Origin of the sequence: Lacisediminihabitans sp. (assembly GCF_043726815.1) — a bacterium.
Taxonomy (GTDB): Bacteria; Actinomycetota; Actinomycetes; order Actinomycetales; family Microbacteriaceae; genus Lacisediminihabitans.
This window is the reverse complement of sequence record NZ_JAYSJZ010000040.1, coordinates 26985-46620: the sequence shown is the minus strand read 5'-3', so window position 1 is coordinate 46620 and position 19636 is coordinate 26985. Positions and strand designations below refer to the sequence as shown.

The window sequence follows — 19636 nt, the reverse complement described above, 5'->3', positions numbered from 1 at the left end:
CCGCCAGGCGATGTACAGGGACGCGATCGCGTTCGCCCGGTCGATCAACTACGAGAACGCGGGAACGGTCGAGTTTCTGCTCGACACCGTCGGTGAGCGCAAGGGTAAGCATTTCTTTATCGAGATGAATCCGCGCATCCAGGTCGAACACACGGTGACCGAGGAGGTCACGGATGTCGACCTCGTGCAGTCGCAGATGCGGATCGCGGCGGGCGAGACCCTCGCCGAGCTGGGCCTGCAGCAGGAGAACCTGCACCTGCGCGGCGCAGCGCTGCAGTGCCGCATCACGACGGAGGACCCGGCCGCCGGGTTCCGTCCGGATACGGGCAAGATCACGACCTACCGCTCGCCGGGCGGCGCGGGTATCCGTCTCGATGGCGGAACCGTCTATGGCGGCGACAAGATCTCGCCCCACTTCGACTCGATGCTGGTGAAGATGACCTGCCGCGGCCGCGACTTCCCGGCCGCGGTCGCCCGCGCCAAGCGAGGCCTCGCCGAGTTCCGCATCCGCGGGGTGTCCACCAACATCCCGTTCCTGCAGGCCGTGCTCGACGACCCGTCGTTCGTCGCCGGGGATCTCAGCACCGCCTTCATCGAGGAGCGCCCGGAGCTGTTCCTCACCCACCAGTCGAAGGACCGCGGCACGAAGATCCTCAACTGGCGCGCGGATGTCACGGTCAACCACCCGAACGGAGACGGCGCCGGAATCATCAGCCCGGCGGTCAAGCTGCCGTCGATCGACCTCTCGGCGCCGGCCCCGGCCGGGTCGCGGCAGCGGTTGCTCGAGCTCGGACCCGTCGGCTTCGCGTCCGCGCTGCGGGCCCAGACCGCGCTTGCCGTCACCGAGACGACATTCCGTGACGCCCACCAGTCCCTGCTCGCCACCAGGGTGCGCACCAAGGACCTGCTCGCCGTCGCGCCGTACGTGGCGCGGATGACGCCGGAGCTCCTCTCGGTCGAGGCCTGGGGCGGAGCGACCTACGACGTCGCGCTGCGCTTCCTGGGCGAGGACCCGTGGGACCGACTCGCCTCGCTGCGTGAGGCCCTGCCGAACGTCGCGATCCAGATGCTCCTGCGCGGCCGCAACACCGTGGGCTACACCCCGTACCCCACGGAGATGACCGACGCGTTCGTGCGCGAGGCGGCATCCACCGGTGTCGACATCTTCCGCATCTTCGACGCCCTCAACGACGTGTCGCAGATGCGGCCGGCCATCGACTCCGTGCTCGCGACCGGGAGCGCCGTCGCCGAGGTGGCTCTCTGCTACACGGGCGACCTGCTCGACCCGGCCGAGACCCTCTACACCCTCGACTACTACTTGAGACTTGCCGACCAGATGGTCGAGGCCGGGGCGCACATCCTGGCCATCAAGGACATGGCCGGCCTGTTGCGTGCCGGGGCGGCCGAGAAGCTCGTGGCGGCGCTGCGGGAGCGCTTCGACCTGCCAGTGCACGTGCACACCCACGACACCGCGGGCGGCCAGCTCGCGACCCTGCTCGCGGCGAGCCGTGCCGGGGCGGATGCCGTGGATGTCGCGAGCGCGCCCATGGCGGGAACCACCAGCCAGCCGTCGGCATCGGCGCTCATCGCGGCGCTCGCGCACACCGAGCGGGACACCGGGCTGTCGCTCAAGGCGGTCTCCGACCTGGAGCCGTACTGGGAGGCGGTGCGTCACGCGTACAAGCCGTTCGAGTCCGGCCTGCCCGGCCCGACCGGCCGCGTCTACCGGCACGAGATCCCGGGCGGCCAGCTCTCCAACCTGCGCCAGCAGGCCATCGCCCTCGGTCTCGCCGACCAGTTCGAGAAGATCGAGGACCTCTACGCCGCCGCGAACCAGATTCTGGGCCGGCCCCCCAAGGTCACCCCGTCCTCGAAGGTTGTCGGCGACCTCGCGCTCTCCCTGGCCGCGGCGAACGCCGACCCCAAGGACTTCGAGGAGAACCCGGACAAGTACGACATCCCGGACTCGGTGATCGGTTTCATGGCCGGCGAGCTCGGCGACCTGCCCGGCGGCTGGCCGGAGCCGTTCCGCACCAAGGTGCTCGCTGGGCGCAAGGTGAAGATCGGTGTCGAGGAGATCTCCGATGCCGCCCGCGCCGGGCTCGCCGGCGACGCCGCCTCCCGGCGGGCGACCCTGAACCGGCTGCTGTTCCCCGGGCCCACCAAGCAGTTCGAAGACGTGCGCGAGCTCTACGGCGACCTGTCGGTCGTCGACACGGTCGACTACCTCTACGGCCTGCGGCAGGGCACGGAGCACGCGATCCACATCGATCGCGGCGTGACTCTCTTCGTGGGGCTCGAGGCGATCGGCGAGGCCGACGACAAGGGCATGCGCACCGTGATGACCATCCTCAACGGACAGCTGCGTCCCGTCTTCGTGCGTGACCGGGGAATCACCGTCGAGAGCAAGGCGGCGGAGAAGGCGGATCCGGCCCGGCCGGGCCAGGTCGCCGCCCCCTTCTCGGGAGTCGTCACCCTGCAGGTGTCCGAGGGCGACGCCGTCGAGGCCGGGCAGGCCGTGGCCTCGATCGAGGCCATGAAAATGGAGGCCGCGATCACCACTCCGGTGGGCGGAATCGTGCGGCGCCTCGCCGTTCCGAAGACCCAGCAGGTGGACGCCGGGGACCTTCTGCTGGAGGTCACGACGAGCTGACGCGGCGCCCGCCCCCACAGCCGGAACGGCCGCGCCCCCGAGCGGGGCTGGCGTGAGGGTAAAATAAGGGGTTCTCTAGTAGCGAAGGGTGGTGTTGTCATGACAACTAAACGCAATGAGTCGGACGACCACGAGGCCAACCTCGGTGCCGACAACGCTGCTTCCGTCGACCTCATCGACTCCCCGTCCCGGGACATCGCATCGCGCCTGCCGGAGAGTCTCACGATCGAGGTGAGCCTCCCGACCACGGTTCACGCCGCACCGGAAGACGAGCTCGCCGTCGCGATCGTGGAGGTTCCGGTGAATCCGGGAGCGATCGAGACCGCGGAACCGTCGACGATGTCCATCACCGTCGTGCCGCCGAAGGTGGTGGAGAAGAAGCCGGAGCCCCCGGTGATTCCCGAGCTCCCCGCCGGCGACGATCGGGCATCGACGCGGCGCGGGCGCATGCGCGGCGAGGTGTCCACCTCGCCCGAGGCGGCATCCATGCTCACCCCGGACCGCCTCATTGACCGCAAGCGCCGGCTGCGCGGCCGGCCGGAGGGCGGCTGGAACGCCTTCGTCTATGCCATCACCCTCCATTTCGTGAACCTCGGCGACTCTCCCAAGGTGATCGCCCGCAAGGCCGTCGAGGCTCGCATCGACAAGAGGTTCGAGGGCGGCGCCCGCTTCATTCCGGTGCTCACCCGCAAGGGCGGCGTGGGCAAGACCACCATCACGGCGCTCCTGGGAATGGCCCTGGCCGAGACGCGCGAGGACCGCATCATCGCGATCGATGCCAACCCCGACCGCGGCACCCTCTCCGAGCGGGTCAACAAGCAGACCCGTTCGACCGTGCGGGACGTCGTGACGATGGCTCCGACGATCACGAGCTTCAACGACTTCACCACCATGGTCTCCCGGGACGAGACGCGGCTCGACATCCTCGCCTCCGACACCGACCCGCTGCTCTCCGAGGCCTTCGACGAGAACGACTACAACGTGGTGGCCGATCTCGCCGCCCGGTTCTACTCGATCGTGCTCACCGACTGCGGCACCGGCATCGTGCACTCGGTGATGCGCGCCACGCTGCAGCGCGCCGACTCGGTCGTGATCGTCTCCGGCGGCAGCGTGGATGAGGCGCGCCTCGCCTCAGAGACCCTCACCTGGCTCGAGGCCAACGGCTACGGGGACCTCGTGCGCAACGCGATCGTTGCACTCAACACGGCGACGCAGGGCACCAATCTCGTCAAGCTCGAGGAGATCGAGGCGCACTTCAAGTCGCGGGTGCGCGAGATCGTGCGGATCCCGTACGACCCGCAGCTCGCCGCCGGTTCGGTGATCAACTACAAGGACCTGAAGCCCCTCACCAAGGCCTCGGCGCTCGAGCTCGCGGCGCTCGTGACGGACGGCCTGCCCTCGCGTCAGGGTGGCTGAGTACTCCTGGCCGTCGAGGCAACTCGACCTCGCGGTCGTCGGCGAGGCAGCTCCATCGTCGACGTGCTGATGTTGCTCGCCGTCCCAGCCCCCGCCACGGCGGTGCCCCACGCGCCGATCGCCCAGCTCACAGAACGGAACACCACGGCATGACGGAACGACAGATCAGGATCTTCGGAGACCCGGTATTGAAGACGGTGTCCGACCCGATCCGGCCGTCGGATGACGTGACCGGACTGGTCGAGGACCTTCTCGACACCGTGAAGGTGCCGGGCCGGGCGGGCGTGGCCGCCCCGCAGATCGGCGTGAACCAGCGGGCGTTCAGCTACAACGTCGACGGCAAGATCGGCTACATCCTCAACCCGGTTCTCGTCGAGGTGTCCGGCGAACCGGAACTCGTCGACGAGGGCTGCCTGTCGATCCCCGGGTTCTACTTCGAGCGGCTGCGGTACCCGTTCGCGCGCGTGACGGGCACCGACATCCAGGGAACGCCGATCGAACTCAGCGGCACCGGGGTGATGGCGCAGGCGCTGCAGCACGAGACCGACCATCTCAACGGAACGCTCTACATCGACGGCCTCGAGAAGGACGTCAGACGCGAGGCGATGTCCCAGATCCGCCAGGCGCCCTGGTTCTAGCTCGCAATGCCCTCCGTGGCTGGGGCGCCCTGGTACATGCTCTCGATCACGTCGCGGAAGTCCTTGAGAACCTCGTTGCGCTTGACGCTGAGCTTGGGCGTGAGGTAGCCGGTCGCCTCGGTGAAGTCCTTCGGCAGGATCACGAACTTGCGGATCGACTCCGCGCGGGAGACGGTGGCGTTCGCGGCATCGACAGCGCGCTGCACCTCTGCGATCACCTTGAGATTCTTCCGGGCCTCGTCGATCGACTGGGTGGCGTCCTCGCCGATGTTGTTGAGCCACACCGGCAGCATCTCCTCGTCGAGGGTGACGAGCGCCGAGATGAACGGCTTCTGCTCGCCCACGACGACCACTTGGCTGATGATCGGGTTCGCCCGGATCGGATCCTCGAGTTGGGCGGGGGCGACGTTCTTGCCGCCGGCCGTGACGATGATCTCCTTCTTGCGACCGGTGATCGACAGGTAGCCGTCCTCGTCGAACTCGCCGATGTCCCCGGTCTTGAACCAGTCACCGTCGAAGGCCTCGGCCGTGGCGGTGGGATTCTTCCAGTAGCCGTCGAAGACGTTGACTCCCTTGGCCTGAATCTCGCCGTCCGCCGCGATCCGCACCGAGACACCGGGAAGTGGCGGCCCCACCTTGCCGATCTTGAACTTGGAGGGGAGATTCACCGAGATGGGCGCCGTCGTCTCGGTGAGCCCGTAGCCCTCGAGGATCGTGATGCCCAGGCTGCGGTAGAAGTGTCCGAGTCGAAGCCCGAGCGGGGCCGAGCCGGAGACGGCGAACTTGACGTTGCCGCCCATGGCCGACCGGATCTTGGAGAGCACGAGCCGGTCGAGCACGGCGAACTGCACCTTGAGGCCGAACGGCACGGACCCGGCGTCGAGCGCCTTCGAGTGCTCGATCGCCACGGCGGCCGCGCGGCGGAAGATCGCGCCCTTGCCGCCGGATTCCGCCTTCTGCTCCGACGAGTTGTAGACCTTCTCGAACACCCGCGGCACCGCGAGGAGGAAGGTGGGCTTGAACGACTGCATCGCGGGCAGAAGCTGCTTCGTGTCCGACTGGTGGCCGACCTTCACCCCGCCGTGCACGCAGAGCAGGGAGATGAAGCGGGCGAAGATGTGCGCGGTGGTGATGAACAGAAGGGTGCTCGACTGCGTGTTCACGACCTCGGGGATCGCCTTCGCCGAGTTGCGGCAGAGCTCCACGAAGTTGGCGTGGGTGAGGATGCAACCCTTGGGCCTGCCGGTCGTGCCCGCCGTGTAGATGAGCGTGGCGAGATCCGCGGCGTTCGCGATCGTGCGCCGACGCTCGATCTCCTCGTCCGGCACCGCGACGCCCGCGGCGGCGAGCTTGTCGAGGTCGCCGAGGTTGATCTTCCACACCTTGTCGATCAGGGGGAGGTCGGCGTACACCTCGTCGAACCGGGCGAAGTGGTCGGGCGTCTCGGTGATCATGGCGATCGCGCCGGAGTCGGACAGGTTCCACTGCACCTGCGCGGGGGAGGAGGTCTCGTACACCGGCACGAGCACGGCGCCGGCGAACCAGGTGGCGAAGTCGATGAGCGTCCACTCGTAGCGGGTCTTGCACATCAGCCCGATCTTGTCGCCCGGCTGGATCCCGGAGGCGACGAGCCCCTTCGCGAGCGCCACGACCTGGCGGAGGAATTCGGATGCCGTGACATCCGTCCACCCTCCGTCGGCAGTCGGAAGCGCGAAGAGCGCGAGGTCCGGGGTGGCGGCTACACGATCGATCAGCAGGTCCGTCGCGTTCGCTTGCGGGTCGGCCTCGACTACGGCAGGTACGTCGTACTGTTCCACGGCAACTCCCTTGGCACCGGTCAATTCAATGATTCAAGCCTACCCGGCGCACTCGGGCGAACCTGTGTGCGTGGCGGGGAGCCTTGCTCTTGCCTAAACTCTAGGTGGTGCATCCGGGCGACCTTTCGCCGCCGGTCAGGATGCCGTTCCCTCCGTATCACCAAGAAGAGGTCAAGCGCCCGTGCACGCAATTGGAATTGACATCGGTGGAACGAAGATCGCCGGAGCCCTCGTGAGCGAGGAGGGCGAGATCATCGCCGAGGACCGTGTGGCGACGCAGGCCGGCGACTCGAACGCGATCGTCGACGCCGTCGTGGCGATGATCGAAAAGCTCCGCGAGGGGCACGAGGTGACCGCGGCCGGGGTGGCGGCACCCGGCTTCATCGACGCCGCGCAGTCCATCGTCTACTACACCCCGAACATCAGCTGGCGGCACGAGCCGCTCCGGCAGCGACTCACCGAGCGCCTGGACCTCGACATCACCATCGACAACGACGCGAACGCGGCCGGCTGGGCGGAGTTCCGGTTCGGCGCCGGCCGGCTCGTGAGCGACATGACCATGCTCACCATCGGCACCGGCGTGGGCGGCGCCATCGTCACCCAGGACCGCCTGTTCCGGGGCGGGTTCGGCGCCGGGGCCGAACTCGGTCACATGCGCGTCGTGCCGGACGGCCTCCCCTGTGGGTGTGGAGCCCGCGGCTGCATCGAGCAGTACGGCTCCGGCCGTGCCCTGCTCCGCATGGCGAACGGCATCGCGGATGTCGGCGGAATCGGCCTCGGCCTCGCCGCGGTTCGCGAGCAGAAGGGCTCGCTGACCGGACCGGACGTCGCGGCGCTCATCGTGGCCGGCGACCCGGGGGCGCTTCAGGCGCTTCGCGAGCTCGGTCACTGGCTCGGGCAGGCCTGCGCGTCGCTGAGCGCGATTCTCGACCCGCAGGTGTTCGTCTTCGGCGGCGGGGTCGCCGTCGCCGGCGACCTGCTGCTCGACCCGATCCGTGAGGCGTACCTCTCTCATCTGCCCGCCCGCGGCTTCCACCCCGAGCCCGCCTTCGTGATCGCCGAACTCGTGAACGACGCCGGCGTGGTCGGCGCGGCCGACCTGGCGCGGCTGCACGCGGCGAATCGAGCCTGACCGCGGGGAACGCCCGTGCGACACTCCGAGCCTCGCGAGCACCGCTAAGCTGAGCTTTGTCTCTCAAAGGTGGTGTCGATGTTCTACTGGTTCATGAAGAACCTGGTCGTAGGGCCGATTCTCAAGACCGCCTTCCGGCCCTGGGTCACCGGCCACGACAACATCCCCCGCACCGGCGGCGTGATCATGGCGAGCAACCACCTGTCGTTCATCGACTCGGTGTTCCTTCCGCTCGTGATCGACCGGCGCATCAGCTTCCTCGCCAAGAGCGACTACTACACGGCCAAGGGCATCAAGGGCTGGTTCATCCGCAACTTTCTCACCGCGGCGGGGATGCTGCCCATCGACCGCTCCGGCGGCAAGGCGTCCGAGGCGTCGCTGCAGACGGGCCTCGGCGTGCTGGCGCGCGGCGAGATGCTCGGCATCTACCCGGAGGGCACCCGCAGCCCGGACGGCCGGCTGTACCGCGGCCGCACCGGAGTCGCCCGGATGATTCTCGAGGGTCACGTTCCCGTGGTGCCCGTGGCGATGATCGACACCGAGAAGGTGATGCCGATCGGACGCCGTCTGCCCAAGGTGCGCCGCATCGGCATCGTGATCGGCGAACCGCTCGACTTCTCCCGCTTCGAGGGGATGGAGGGCGACCGTTTCATCCTCCGCTCCATCACCGACGAGATCATGTACCAGCTCGACCGCCTGAGCGGGCAGGAATATGTGGATGTCTATGCCACTTCGGTTAAGGAGAAGCAGGGCTCGGCAAGCCGGTAGGCTGGCCAATCGGGCCCCGTTGCCCCACACCCACCGCCAGCACCGTTGCATTGAGGAATTCTTTTCGTGCTTAGTCGTTTCGAAGATCCCGTGGTTATTGCCGATCCTTCCGTGATCGCCGGGCTCGACTATTGGCGCACACTCCCCATCAAGCAGCAGCCGCAGTGGCCGGACTCCACGGCCCTGCAGGCCGCCTCCGACGAGATCGCCACCCTCCCGCCGCTCATCTTCGCCGGCGAGGTGGACGTGCTTCGCGAGCGGCTCGCCGCCGCCGCCAGCGGCAATGCGTTCCTGCTGCAGGGCGGGGACTGCGCGGAGACCTTCGCCGGGGCCACCGCCGACCAGATCCGCAACCGCGTGAAGACGGTGCTGCAGATGGCCGTGGTGCTCACCTACGGCGCCTCCACGCCGGTGATCAAGATGGGCCGCATGGCCGGCCAGTTCGCCAAGCCGCGCTCGAGCGACACCGAGACGCGGGGCGACGTGACCCTGCCCGCCTACCGTGGCGACATCGTCAACGGCTACGATTTCACCCCCGAGTCGCGCGAGGCCGACCCGCGTCGGCTCGTGCAGGGCTACCACACCTCCGCCTCCACCATCAATCTCGTGCGCGCCTTCACCCAGGGCGGTTTCGCCGACCTGCGCGAGGTGCACCGCTGGAACCAGGGCTTCGCCCGCAACCCGGCGAACGTGCGTTACGAGCAGATGGCCCACGACATCGACAAGGCCATCAAGTTCATGGAGGCGGCCGGCGCCGACTTCGACGAGCTGAAGCGCGTGGAGTTCTACACCAGCCACGAGGGCCTGCTCATGGACTACGAGCGCCCGATGACGCGCATCGATTCCCGCAACGGCACGCCGATCAACACCTCGGCCCACTTCCTCTGGATCGGGGAGCGCACGCGCGACCTCGACGGCGCGCACGTGGACTACATGTCCCGCCTGCGCAACCCGATCGGCGTCAAGCTCGGCCCGACGACCAAGATCGACGACATGCTGCGTCTGATCGACAAGCTCGACCCCGACCGCGAGCCGGGACGCCTCACGTTCATCACCCGCATGGGCGCCGGCAAGGTGCGGGATGCCCTCCCGCCGCTGCTCGAGGCCATCAAGCAGGCGGACGCGAATCCGCTCTGGGTGACCGACCCGATGCACGGCAACGGACTCACCACCCCGAACGGCTACAAGACGCGTCGTTTCGACGACGTCGTGGACGAGGTCAAGGGCTTCTTCGAGTCGCACCGTGCGGCCGGGACCTACCCGGGCGGCATCCACATCGAGCTCACCGGAGACGACGTCACGGAGTGCCTGGGCGGCTCCGAGCAGATCGATGAGACCGACCTCGCCACGCGCTACGAGTCGCTCTGCGACCCCCGGCTCAATCACATGCAGTCGCTCGAGCTGGCGTTCCTCGTGGCCGAGGAGCTCGGCGCGCGCTGAGGCCGCTCGTTCCGGTCACCCCGCGTGTTGCTCGCGGCGGGGGATACCGTTCGGCGGCGGGGGTTACGCCTCCCGCCGCGACGTGGTTTCCCCGCCCTGGCGCGCTCCGACTCCCTCCGCGAGGGAACGGAGCTAGCCGGAGAAGATCCCGCAGAAGGCCGTGGCCTTCACGGTCGAGCCCTTGTCGACGCTCGTGCCCGCTCCTGGCGAAGTCTTCTTCACCGTGCAGGCGGAAGGCGTCAGATTCGCCTGGGTTCCCGAGGTGCCGACCAGTCCGGCGGCGGTGAGTGCGTCCCTGGCCTTGTCCCAGGTCATGTTGACGACATCCGGCACGATCACCTGCTCCGGCCCCCGCGACATCGTCAACCGAACCGTGTCGTTCGGGCGGATCGGCTTGTCCTTGCCCGCGGAGTCCTTGGGCATCTCGATGCCGATCACGTCATCCTTCGGCACGTCGGCGCTGAACGCATCAACGCCCTTGGTGGCGGTGAGGCCGGAGGCCTGCAGGAGCTTCGACGCCTCGTCGAAGCTCAGCCCGGCGACGGCGGGCAGCGGTCCGGCGGAGATCACGAGCGAGATCTTCTGCTGCTGGCCGTACTGCTTGACAGTCGAGAGATCTGTGCCATCCGCGCCGAGCGCCGCGATCACCGTGCCGAGCGGCGCCTTGCCATCGAACTGCTGGGCGGACTTCGTGCCGTCGTAGGTGAAGTCGAGGGTCTTGATCCTGTCGATCGCCTGCTGCTCCGGCAGGCCCCGCAGGTCGGGGAGGTCGAGCAGCTTCGGGCCGGTGGAGACGAGGAGCTTCACGACCGTGTCGCGCACGATGAGGGTGCCGCTCGGCGGATCGGTGTTGACCACCGCATCCTTCGCCACGGTGGGGGAGTCGGTGGGCACGACGGTCGGGTCGACCGTGAGACCGAGCTTCACGAGCTGGGCTGTCGCGTCGGTCGGCGTCTGTCCTGCCAGATCCGGGATGCCGACGCGCGCGCCGGGCCCGGCGCCGAAGTACCAGCCGGTGCCGCCGGCGAGGGCCGCGAGAAGAATCACCAGGCCGAAGAGCCAGAAGCCCTTGGACCGGCGCCGCTCCGCCTTGTTCGAGAGGGTCGCCGCCGACTCGGTGAGGATCGGGCCCGTGCGGTGCCTGGCCTTCGCGGCGAAGATCTGGGTCTCGGCGGTGGAGGAGGACGAGGCGACGGCTGACGGCATCACCACGGTGCGCTGCACGGCGGTCGCCGCGGTCGACGAATCGTCGTGGCGCAGCGCCGCCTCCGTCTCGTGCAACTGGTCGAGCATGGTCTTCGCGTCGCGCGGACGCTGGTCCGGATCGCGCGCGGTCGCCCAGAGCACGAGCTCGTCGAGCTCCGCCGGCACACGGGGGTTCTTGGCGCTCGGCATCGGCACGGTGTCGTTCGCGTGCTGGTGCGCGATCTGGAATGCCTGCTCGCCCTTGAACGGCTGCTCGCCGGCAAGCATCTCGTAGAGCATGATGCCCACGGCGTAGATGTCGCTTCGCGTGTCCGCCACCCCGCGGGTCACGAGCTCGGGGGAGAGGTAGGCGATGGTGCCGAGCAGCGCGTTGCCGGTGGCCGTGTTGGCCGAGGCGGCGCGCGCGAGCCCGAAGTCACCGATCTTGATGCGCCCGTCATCCGCCAGAAGCACGTTCTCGGGCTTGAGGTCGCGGTGGACGATGCCGTTCTTGTGCGCCGCGGCGAGGCCGGCGAGGATCGCCTCCATGATGTCCATGGCCTGCACCGTCGTGAGCACCTTGTGCTCCTGAAGCAGGTCGCGCAGGGTGATGCCCGGCAGGTACTCCATCACCAGGTAGGCGGTCTCGCCGTCCTGTCCCTGGTCGTAGACGTTCACGACATTCGGATGCGCGAGTCGCGCGGCCGAGCGGGCCTCCTGGATGAACCTGGCCTTGTATTGCGAGTCGTCCGCGAGGTGGCCGTGCATCACCTTGATCGCCACCCGGCGCTCGAGGCGCAGGTCGGTGGCCAGGTAGACCGTGGCCATGCCGCCGCGGGCGATGCGTGAGCGCACCTGGTACCGGCCGTCGATAAGACGGCCGATGAGGGGATCGGTGCTGTTGGTGCTCACCGCACGAGTCTAAAGTTGGCCGGGCCCGAAGGCCTGCCAAAACACCGTGAAGCCGGGTTTAGCCGAGGTCTTTGAGCCACGCGCGAGCCCCGGTCTCCCACTTCGCGTACGCGTCGGGGAAGGCGGAGAGCTGCACGGACTGCGCGGCCTGGGTGACGGTCTTCGACTTCCATCCCGGGATGTCGAGCAGCCCGCGCGTGTTCGCAGCGTTCGGGTTCTTCGGGCCGCCGAAGAAGAGTCTGGCGGCGTACGACGGGTCGAGGATCTGGGCCGGCGATCCCCAGCCGGTGCTCGGGCGCTGCTGGAACAGGCCGAGCGAGTCGCGATCGCCGTAGTTCAGGTTGCGGAGGCCGGATTCCTGAGCCGCGGCCGCGAGGGCGACCACGAGACCGTAGTCGGGCACGCCGAGCGAGCGACCGACGCGGATGATGGTCTTCGCGTTCGTGGCCATCTCCGCGGTGAGCACGATCGACGGCGTCACCGACGCGGCGGGCACGATCGGCTTGGCCGGGATCACGAGGCTGCGTCCCGTGTAGATGATGCTCGACCAGGAGAGTCCGTTGGCCGCCAGCAGCGCCCCGGTCGTCACGCCGAAGCGGGACGCGATGCCCGCGATCGTGTCGCCGGTGGCGATCACGTACGCGCCGGGTGCGACCGTCGGCTTCGCGGGGGCCGGTGCCGCCACGATCGGGGTGGACGAGACCGCGGCGGTCGACGCGCCGGGAATCGCGAGGGTCTGCCCGGGGTAGATGATGCTCGCCCAGCCGAGACCGTTCGCGCTGAGGAGATTCTGAACGCTCACTCCGAAGCGGGCGGCGATGTGGCTGATCGTGTCACCCTTGGCGATCGTGTAGCGGGAGGTGGGTGACCCGACCACGGGCGCCGCAACAGGAACCGGCCCACCGCTGGTGAGCTTGAGCACCTGGCCCGGGAAGATCACCGACTTCCAGCCGAGGCCATTGAGGGCGAGCACGGATGCCGTGGCCAGGCCGAAGCGACCGGCGATGCTGCTGACGCTGTCGCCGGCGGCGACCTTGTAGGTGGCCGGAGCCGCCGCGGTGCTCGTCTGCGCCTCGGACACGGTGATCGGAGTCGGGTTGGCGGCGGCGCGGGTGGCTGCGGCGAACGCCTCGCGGATGGTCTTTCCCAGCTCGGACGGGCTGGAACGCGGCTTGGCGGGCGGTTTGGCGTCCGCAGTGTCGATCGGACCGGTGAGAGTCATGCTCATGGCCATCGATCCGGCGAGCACGATCGGCAGCGTCGACATCAGGTTCCTGCTCAGGCGACTGCGATCTTTGGGCGCGGCGTGTCTCGCGCCCTGGTCGAATGTGCTTGTCATGTCTGGTTCCCCGTCCATCTCCCCGGCCCCGAGAAGGTCGTTACTCAATCGAACAACGCTGACACAGAAGATACTCAGTGTCAATTACCGTGGCTGTTGGGGTTTCGCGTAACCTGTCGGAAACATACGCTGAGTTTGCGCTGGCGGCCAGTTCTGGCAGCATTGCCTCGTGACCATTGCTCCAGAAACTCGCTGGCTGACCATCCCCGACCTCGTTGAACTGCTCGGCATCGGCGTGAGTAAGGTACGGAGGCTCATCGAGGATCGCAGCCTGCTCGCCGCGAAGGTCGATGGGGTGTGGAAGGTCCCCGAGTCGTTCATCCGCGACGGGGAGCCGCTTCCGGAACTCCGAGGCACCCTCCTGGTGCTGCACGACAGCGGCTTCAGCGACGAGGAAGCCATGAACTGGCTGCTCACCTCGGAGGAGAGCATCGGCATCCCGCCGGTCGACGCGTTGCGCGCGGGACGTAAGGCAGAGGTTCGCCGGGTCGCCCAAGCTCTCGGGTTCTAGGGCCGCTCGACTTCCGGCTCACGACCTCGGCGCCCGTACCTGACGGCGTCGAACGGTTCGCCTCAGGCCGAACGCTTGCTCACGGTGTCTGCGAGCTGCACCAGTTGCTCGCGCGCGGCGGCGCTCACCGGCGCGTTCTCAATGGCCTCGATGGCGATGCCCACGTTGTGCTCGATGATCCGCTCCACCTGGTCCACGGCCCCACAGTCGCGAATCGAGGCCTGCAGCATGGAGACCTGCTGGGCGCTGAGTTCGGGGTCGCCGAGCAGTTCGTCGAGCACGCGGGTGGCATTGGGCTCCAGGTTGTTGCGCGCGAGGGCGATCAGCACCGTGCGTTTTCCCTCGCGCAGATCGTCGCCGGCCGGCTTGCCCGTGGTCTGCGGATCGCCGAACACGCCGAGCAGGTCATCCCGAAGCTGATAGGCGACGCCGAGGGGGAGTCCGAACTCCCGCAGGGCGGACACCTGGGCGATGCTGCCGCCGGCGAGGGCCGCGCCGATGGCGAGCGGGGCCTCGATGCTGTACTTGGCGGACTTGTAGACGATCACGCGGTGTGCGCGGGCCAGCAGCTCCGGCTCGGGGTACGAACGCCAGGACCGTTCCTCGAGGATGTCGAGGTACTGGCCCACGGTCACCTCGGTCCGCATGCGGTTGAATTCGAGCCGGGCCGCCTCGCGCGCGGCGAGGTCTGGCAGTTCCCGCAGACCGGAGTCGAAGAGCTCGTCGCTCCACCCGAGCAGAAGGTCACCGAGAAGAAGGGCGGCGGACTGGCCGAAGGTGCGCGGGCTTCCGTTCCAGCCGCCCTCGGTGTGCAGGGACTCGAATCGTTTGTGCGCCGCGGGCATGCCCCGCCGCGTGTCCGAGCTGTCCATGATGTCGTCGTGCACGAGGGCGGCGGCGTGGAAGATCTCGAGCGCACTCGCGGCCTTCACGACGGCGGCGAGGGCGCCGCGCTCCTTGCCGTCCTGGGCCGGGTCGAAGCCCGTGGAGTGACCACTCACCGACTGCCAGCCCCAGTAGCAAAACAATGCTCGAAATCTCTTTCCGCCGCGGAGAAGATCGCGCGAGAAATCAATAAAGGGGAACAGGTCGGGGCCGATCGAGGACAGGAGTGGTTCCCTGCCGTCGAGAAAGGCATCGATATCAGCCTGAACTAGGTCAACTAACCGCGTACTCTCAGCCACGGTCCTAGCCTAGCTTTGCTCGGGAGCATACAATTGAGAGTTACCATTGGTCGGTCTCGAGCCCGAAAGGAGTCACCATGCCGTTGTCGGAACAGGAACAACGTCTCCTGGAAGAGATGGAGCGAAGCCTCTATCACAACGATGCTGACTTCGTCGCCACCGTGGGGAGTCGCCACGGGCGGCCCTCCTACCGTGCGATCGTCGTCGGAATCCTCGTCGGGCTCCTCGGAGTCGGGGTGATCGTCACCGGCGTGATGCTGCGACAGCCGCTCATCGGGGTAGCCGGCTTCGTCGTGATGTTCGTGGGAGTGCTGATGTCCGTCTCGTCGCCGAAGCGGCTCACGCTGCCCGAGGCACCGGCTGCGCCGAAGCCCAGGAAGGTGGGCTTCATGGATCGCATGAACGACCGCTGGGAGAAGCGACAGGACGACCGCCACGAGTAACCCGAGTCTCTCTGAGCTGGTGCGCCTGGCGCATTAGGAGCAGTCAAGAGGTCGACCGAAAGGTCGGCCTTTTTTCTTGCCCAAATTCGGGGAAATCTCCTCCACCTTCCTCCACCTGTAAAAACCCTGTGATTCCGGGGCAAAATGCCCCAGTTCGAGGGGCGCGCGGGTCCATTTCGTTGTTTTGTGGTGGGAAGTGGAGTAAAGTGGAGATTACCTGAATCCAGGCCGGAGAAGGAGGGGGAGCCGCCGATGTTTCTTGGCACGCACACCCCCAAGCTCGACGACAAGGGCCGCATCATCCTTCCGGCCAAGTTCTGGTCGGAACTCGAGTCCGGCATCGTGATCACCCGTGGCCAGGAACGCTGCCTGTACGTGTTCAGCACTCGCGAGTTCGAGGAACTGCACGACCGCATCCGTCAGGCGCCGGTCACGAGCAAGCAGGCGCGCGACTACCTACGCCTCTTTCTCTCCGGAGCCAACGCGGAGGTGCCAGACGGCCAGCACCGCGTCACCATTCCCGCCGCACTGCGCGCGTACGCCGGCCTCGGCCGCGACCTCACCGTCATCGGCGCAGGCAACCGCGCCGAGATCTGGGACACCGCCGCCTGGGAGACCTATTACGCCGAACAGGAAAGCGCGTTCGCCGACACCACGGAGGAGGTGATCCCCGGACTCTTCTAGCGCCTTGCCCGTGACTCCCAGCCGATCTCACGCCCTGCCACACTTCCCCGGTGGCAGGTCGGACCGGATGGGGATCAGGGGCCAGGGGCCGGAACACCGGTCATCATGGTCGACAACCAAATCCACACTCCGGTGATGCTCGAACGCACGATCGAGCTTCTCGCTCCGGCGCTCGCCAAGCCCGGAGCGGTGCTCGTGGACGCCACCCTCGGCATGGCCGGGCACGCCGAGGCGTTCCTGCGGCGCTTCCCGGAGCTCGTGCTCGTGGGCCTCGACCGGGACACCGATGCGCTCGCCATCGCCGCGGAGCGCCTCGCGCCCTTCGGCGACCGCGTCCACCTCGTGCACACCGTCTACGACCGCTTCACCGAGGCCCTCGAGGGGCTCGGCATCGACGAGGTGTCCGGCATCCTCTTCGACCTCGGCGTCTCGTCACTCCAGCTCGACCGGGTGGAGCGCGGATTCTCCTACTCGAAGGATGCACCGCTCGACATGCGCATGGACGCCACCTCGGAGCTCACGGCCGAGAAGATCCTCGCCGAGTACAGCGAGACCGAACTTCGCCGCATCTTCTGGGAGTACGGCGAGGAGCGGCTCGCTCCACGCTACGCGCAGCGGATCGTGGAGAGGCGGGCCACGGAGCCTCTCGTGCGCTCCGCCCAGCTTGTGGAACTCATCACCGCGGCCACCCCGGTGGCAGTGCAGCGCAACGGTCATCCGGCCAAGCGCGTGTTCCAGGCCCTGCGCATCGAGGTCAACCAGGAGCTCGCCGTGCTGGCCAGGGCGATTCCGGCCGCTCTCGACTCGCTCGAGGTCGGCGGACGAATCGTCGTGCTCGCCTACCAGTCTCTCGAAGACCGCATCGTGAAGCGTGCCCTCGCCGCCGCGGCAGCCTCGAAGGCCCCGGCCGGCCTTCCGATCGAGCTGCCGGAGCACCGACCGGAGTTCGCGCTGCTCGTCCGTGGAGCCGAGCTCGCATCCGACGCCGAAAAGGCGGAAAACCCCAGAGCCACGCCCGTGCGACTTCGCGCGGCAGAAAGACTGCGGAGGGCAGCATGACCATGAACCTCGCCCTGGCACAGCCAGAGCTGTCGATGCCGGCCCGGACACCTCGCGAGGTCGAGGACCACCCGCGCCACATCGAGATCGTCACCACCCGAAGCCAGCGCCGGGCGCGCCCTCGCGTGGTCTACGCCCTTGTCGCCGTCACCGGCCTCTTCGTCATCCTCATCGCCCAGCTCCTGCTGAGCATCGTGCTCTCGCAGGGCTCGTACGACATCTCGGCGCTGCAGGCCACCCACAAGGAGCTGTCGCGCGACCAGCAGGCATTGAGCGAGAACCTCCGCGTGCTCGAGTCGCCGCAGAACCTCGCCGGCCGCGCGGAACAGCTCGGCATGGTGCTCAACACCAGCGGGTACGGCTGGCTCAGGCTCTCCGACGGCGCGGTGCTCGCCGCACCGACGGCCGCCGATGCCGCGAGCACGGTCGGCGCGAACGGCGCGGCCATCATCCCGAATGTGCTGCTCACCCCGGAGATGCTCGCCAGCCAGGCTGCCGCGCCAGGAGCGACCGGCGCGGCCGCGACGGGCACCACGGCCGCAGGCACGACGGGATCGACCGCTGGCGCGCCTGCCACCGCGGGAACCGGTGGTTCGGTAGCGTCGCAACCGGGAGCTCTCCCGGCGCCCAACACCCACTGACCCGCGCTCCGGCTTCTCGAAAGGACCGCCCGTGAACCCCCTGCGCAGCAGCCGTCGGCGCCTCGTGATGGCGATCGTCGTCTGCTTCGCCGTGGTGGCCGTCTTCACGGTTCGCCTCGTCGACATCCAGGTCGTGCGAGCCGACGAACTCAACAAGGACTCGCTCAGCAAGCGGGCGATCGCGGTCACGAGTTACGCGCCGCGAGGCGACATCGTCGACGCCAACGGGGTGATCCTGGCGACGAGTGTCAACCGTTACTGGATCATCGTCGCGCCGCGAAACGTCGACTCGTTCTCCCGAGTCGACAAGAACAAGGTCAAGACCACGATCACCGTGATGGATGCCGCGAACGAGATCGCCTCCGTCACGAAACAGGACCCGGCCGAGGTGTTCCAGGCCCTCACCAAGGACCCGAACTCCAACTACTCCGTCGTGTCCAAGGGACTCGACACCGCGGCACTCCGCGAGGTGCGCGCCCTCAAGATCCCCTGGGTGGGGTTCGAGACCCATTCCAAGCGCACATACCCCAACGGGTCGGTGGCTGGCAACCTCGTCGGTTTCGTCGGCACGGACGGCCCGCAGGCCGGACTCGAGGCGGCAGACGACAAGTGCCTGAGGAGCACCGACGGGAGCCTCACCTACGAGCAGGGCGCCGACGGTGTGCAGATTCCCGGCAGCTCCATCACGACCAAGGCGGCCAAGCCCGGCGGCACGCTCAAGACCACGATCGATAGCGACCTCCAGTGGTTCTCCGCCCAGGCGGTGGCCGAGCAGGCCATGGCCATCGGCGCGAAGTCGGCCACGGTGAGCGTGACGCGCATCAAGGACGGCCACCTCATGGCCCTCGTCGACTGGCCCGCCGTGGACCCCAACGACGTCAACGGCACTCCGGTGGCCAACCTCGGTGCCCTGTCGTTCAGCACGCCATACGAGCCAGGATCCACGTTCAAGGCCATGACGGCGGCCATGCTCATCGACTCCGGCACCGCCACCCCGCTCACCCAGGCGACGGTGCCCGCGCGCTGGACCACTCCGGAGGGCGGCTTCATCCGCGACGCGACCGGGCACCCCACCGAGCAGCTCACGCTCACCGGCGTGCTGCAGCAGTCGTCCAACGTCGGAATCTCGATGATCGGCTCCCGGCTCGCCCCGTCGATCCGCTACGACTACATGCGCAAGTTCGGGCTCGGCGAGAAGACCGCCATCAACCTGGGCGGGGAGCAGTCGGCCGGCATCCTCTCCAAGAAGTGGGACGACCAGACCAAGTACAACGTGATGTACGGCCAGGGCGTGTCGGCGACCGCCGTGCAGATGGCCGGCATCTACCAGACGCTCGGCAACGGGGGCGTTCGACTGCCGCTCACCCTGGTGGAGGGCTGTCAGCAGGCCGACGGGACCACGACCGACCTGCCGTCCACCACCGGGGTGCGGGTCGTCTCGGAGCAGGCGGCCAAGACGGTGGTCAACATGCTCGAGAGCGTGGTGATGGGCGGCGAGCTCTCCAAGAACCTCAAGATCCCCGGTTATCGCGTCGCGGCCAAGAGTGGCACGGCCGAGGTCGCCGTGAACGGCCGGTACACGGGCGATCGCGTGGTCTCGGTCGCGGGTATCGCGCCGGCGGAGGACCCTCAGTACTCAGTGATCGTCACTTTTACGAAGCCGGATATCATGAAGAGTTCCGCCGCGGCGGCGCCGACGTTCCACAAGATTATGAGCGAGGTACTCACGAAGTACCGGGTGCCCCCGTCGACGACACCATCCACCAGTCCAGCCACAACCTGGTGACGCGACACGATTCAGTAAGGGAGGGGAC

General features: G+C 67.8%; 16 protein-coding genes. 12 read left to right on the top strand and 4 right to left on the bottom strand.

Annotated elements, in window-relative coordinates:
- The 3 genes from ACHZD8_RS04300 to ACHZD8_RS04290 all read left to right on the top strand — a co-directional run.
- Window positions 1-2653, top strand: a 2653-nt coding sequence (locus ACHZD8_RS04300) for a pyruvate carboxylase (RefSeq protein WP_394768918.1), incomplete at its 5' end; no start/stop codon positions are given.
- A 99-nt stretch (window positions 2654-2752) separates the two neighbouring features.
- Window positions 2753-4069, top strand: coding sequence for an AAA family ATPase (locus ACHZD8_RS04295; RefSeq protein ID WP_394768917.1), 1317 nt, complete (start codon window positions 2753-2755; stop codon window positions 4067-4069).
- A gap of 149 nt (window positions 4070-4218) precedes the next feature.
- Window positions 4219-4707 (top strand): peptide deformylase, encoded by a 489-nt coding sequence (locus ACHZD8_RS04290; RefSeq protein WP_394768916.1) that lies wholly within the window; start codon window positions 4219-4221, stop codon window positions 4705-4707.
- On the opposite strand, the gene ACHZD8_RS04285 is transcribed toward ACHZD8_RS04290, so the two are convergent.
- Window positions 4704-6524, bottom strand: a complete 1821-nt coding sequence (locus ACHZD8_RS04285; RefSeq protein WP_394768915.1) for an AMP-dependent synthetase/ligase — start codon at window positions 6522-6524, stop codon at window positions 4704-4706. The two genes, ACHZD8_RS04290 and ACHZD8_RS04285, sit on opposite strands and share 4 nt — an antisense overlap.
- Window positions 6525-6705: 181 nt before the next feature.
- Here ACHZD8_RS04285 and ACHZD8_RS04280 point away from each other — a divergent pair, with 181 nt between their 5' ends.
- The 3 genes from ACHZD8_RS04280 to ACHZD8_RS04270 all read left to right on the top strand — a co-directional run bounded on the left by ACHZD8_RS04280 (window position 6706) and on the right by ACHZD8_RS04270 (window position 9864).
- Complete coding sequence (locus ACHZD8_RS04280; protein WP_394768914.1) at window positions 6706-7656, top strand: ROK family glucokinase; 951 nt, start codon at window positions 6706-6708, stop codon at window positions 7654-7656.
- A gap of 78 nt (window positions 7657-7734) precedes the next feature.
- Window positions 7735-8424 (top strand): lysophospholipid acyltransferase family protein, encoded by a 690-nt coding sequence (locus tag ACHZD8_RS04275; protein WP_394768913.1) that lies wholly within the window; start codon window positions 7735-7737, stop codon window positions 8422-8424.
- 111 nt (window positions 8425-8535) lie between these two features.
- Window positions 8536-9864, top strand: coding sequence for a class II 3-deoxy-7-phosphoheptulonate synthase (locus tag ACHZD8_RS04270; RefSeq protein ID WP_394768919.1), 1329 nt, complete (start codon window positions 8536-8538; stop codon window positions 9862-9864).
- A gap of 132 nt (window positions 9865-9996) precedes the next feature.
- On the opposite strand, the gene pknB is transcribed toward ACHZD8_RS04270, so the two are convergent.
- Both pknB and ACHZD8_RS04260 read right to left on the bottom strand, forming a co-directional pair.
- A complete protein-coding gene (gene pknB / locus ACHZD8_RS04265; RefSeq protein ID WP_394768912.1) occupies window positions 9997-11961 on the bottom strand; it encodes a Stk1 family PASTA domain-containing Ser/Thr kinase in 1965 nt (654 codons plus the stop codon).
- 58 nt (window positions 11962-12019) lie between these two features.
- Window positions 12020-13300: a LysM peptidoglycan-binding domain-containing protein gene (locus ACHZD8_RS04260; protein ID WP_394768910.1), complete on the bottom strand. Its 1281-nt coding sequence runs from the start codon at window positions 13298-13300 to the stop codon at window positions 12020-12022.
- A gap of 169 nt (window positions 13301-13469) precedes the next feature.
- Here ACHZD8_RS04260 and ACHZD8_RS04255 point away from each other — a divergent pair, with 169 nt between their 5' ends.
- Window positions 13470-13811: an Rv2175c family DNA-binding protein gene (locus ACHZD8_RS04255; protein ID WP_147783354.1), complete on the top strand. Its 342-nt coding sequence runs from the start codon at window positions 13470-13472 to the stop codon at window positions 13809-13811.
- A gap of 62 nt (window positions 13812-13873) precedes the next feature.
- On the opposite strand, the gene ACHZD8_RS04250 is transcribed toward ACHZD8_RS04255, so the two are convergent.
- Window positions 13874-14995, bottom strand: coding sequence for a polyprenyl synthetase family protein (locus ACHZD8_RS04250; RefSeq protein WP_394768909.1), 1122 nt, complete (start codon window positions 14993-14995; stop codon window positions 13874-13876).
- 77 nt (window positions 14996-15072) lie between these two features.
- On the opposite strand from ACHZD8_RS04250, the gene ACHZD8_RS04245 reads away from it, so the two are divergent.
- From ACHZD8_RS04245 to ACHZD8_RS04225, 5 genes are all read left to right on the top strand, one after another.
- Window positions 15073-15438, top strand: a complete 366-nt coding sequence (locus tag ACHZD8_RS04245; protein WP_394768908.1) for a DUF3040 domain-containing protein — start codon at window positions 15073-15075, stop codon at window positions 15436-15438.
- 252 nt (window positions 15439-15690) lie between these two features.
- Complete coding sequence (gene mraZ / locus ACHZD8_RS04240) at window positions 15691-16122, top strand: division/cell wall cluster transcriptional repressor MraZ (RefSeq protein ID WP_331899676.1); 432 nt, start codon at window positions 15691-15693, stop codon at window positions 16120-16122.
- Window positions 16123-16227: 105 nt separating this feature from the next.
- Window positions 16228-17181, top strand: coding sequence for a 16S rRNA (cytosine(1402)-N(4))-methyltransferase RsmH (gene rsmH, locus ACHZD8_RS04235; protein WP_394768906.1), 954 nt, complete (start codon window positions 16228-16230; stop codon window positions 17179-17181).
- Window positions 17178-17822, top strand: coding sequence for a hypothetical protein (locus ACHZD8_RS04230; RefSeq protein WP_394768905.1), 645 nt, complete (start codon window positions 17178-17180; stop codon window positions 17820-17822). Before rsmH ends, ACHZD8_RS04230 begins: the two co-directional genes overlap by 4 nt.
- Window positions 17823-17853: 31 nt before the next feature.
- Window positions 17854-19608 carry a peptidoglycan D,D-transpeptidase FtsI family protein gene (locus ACHZD8_RS04225; protein WP_394768904.1) on the top strand — a complete coding sequence of 585 codons (1755 nt, stop codon included), beginning with the start codon at window positions 17854-17856 and terminating at the stop codon, window positions 19606-19608.
- The last annotated feature ends 28 nt before the right edge of the window (window positions 19609-19636 follow it).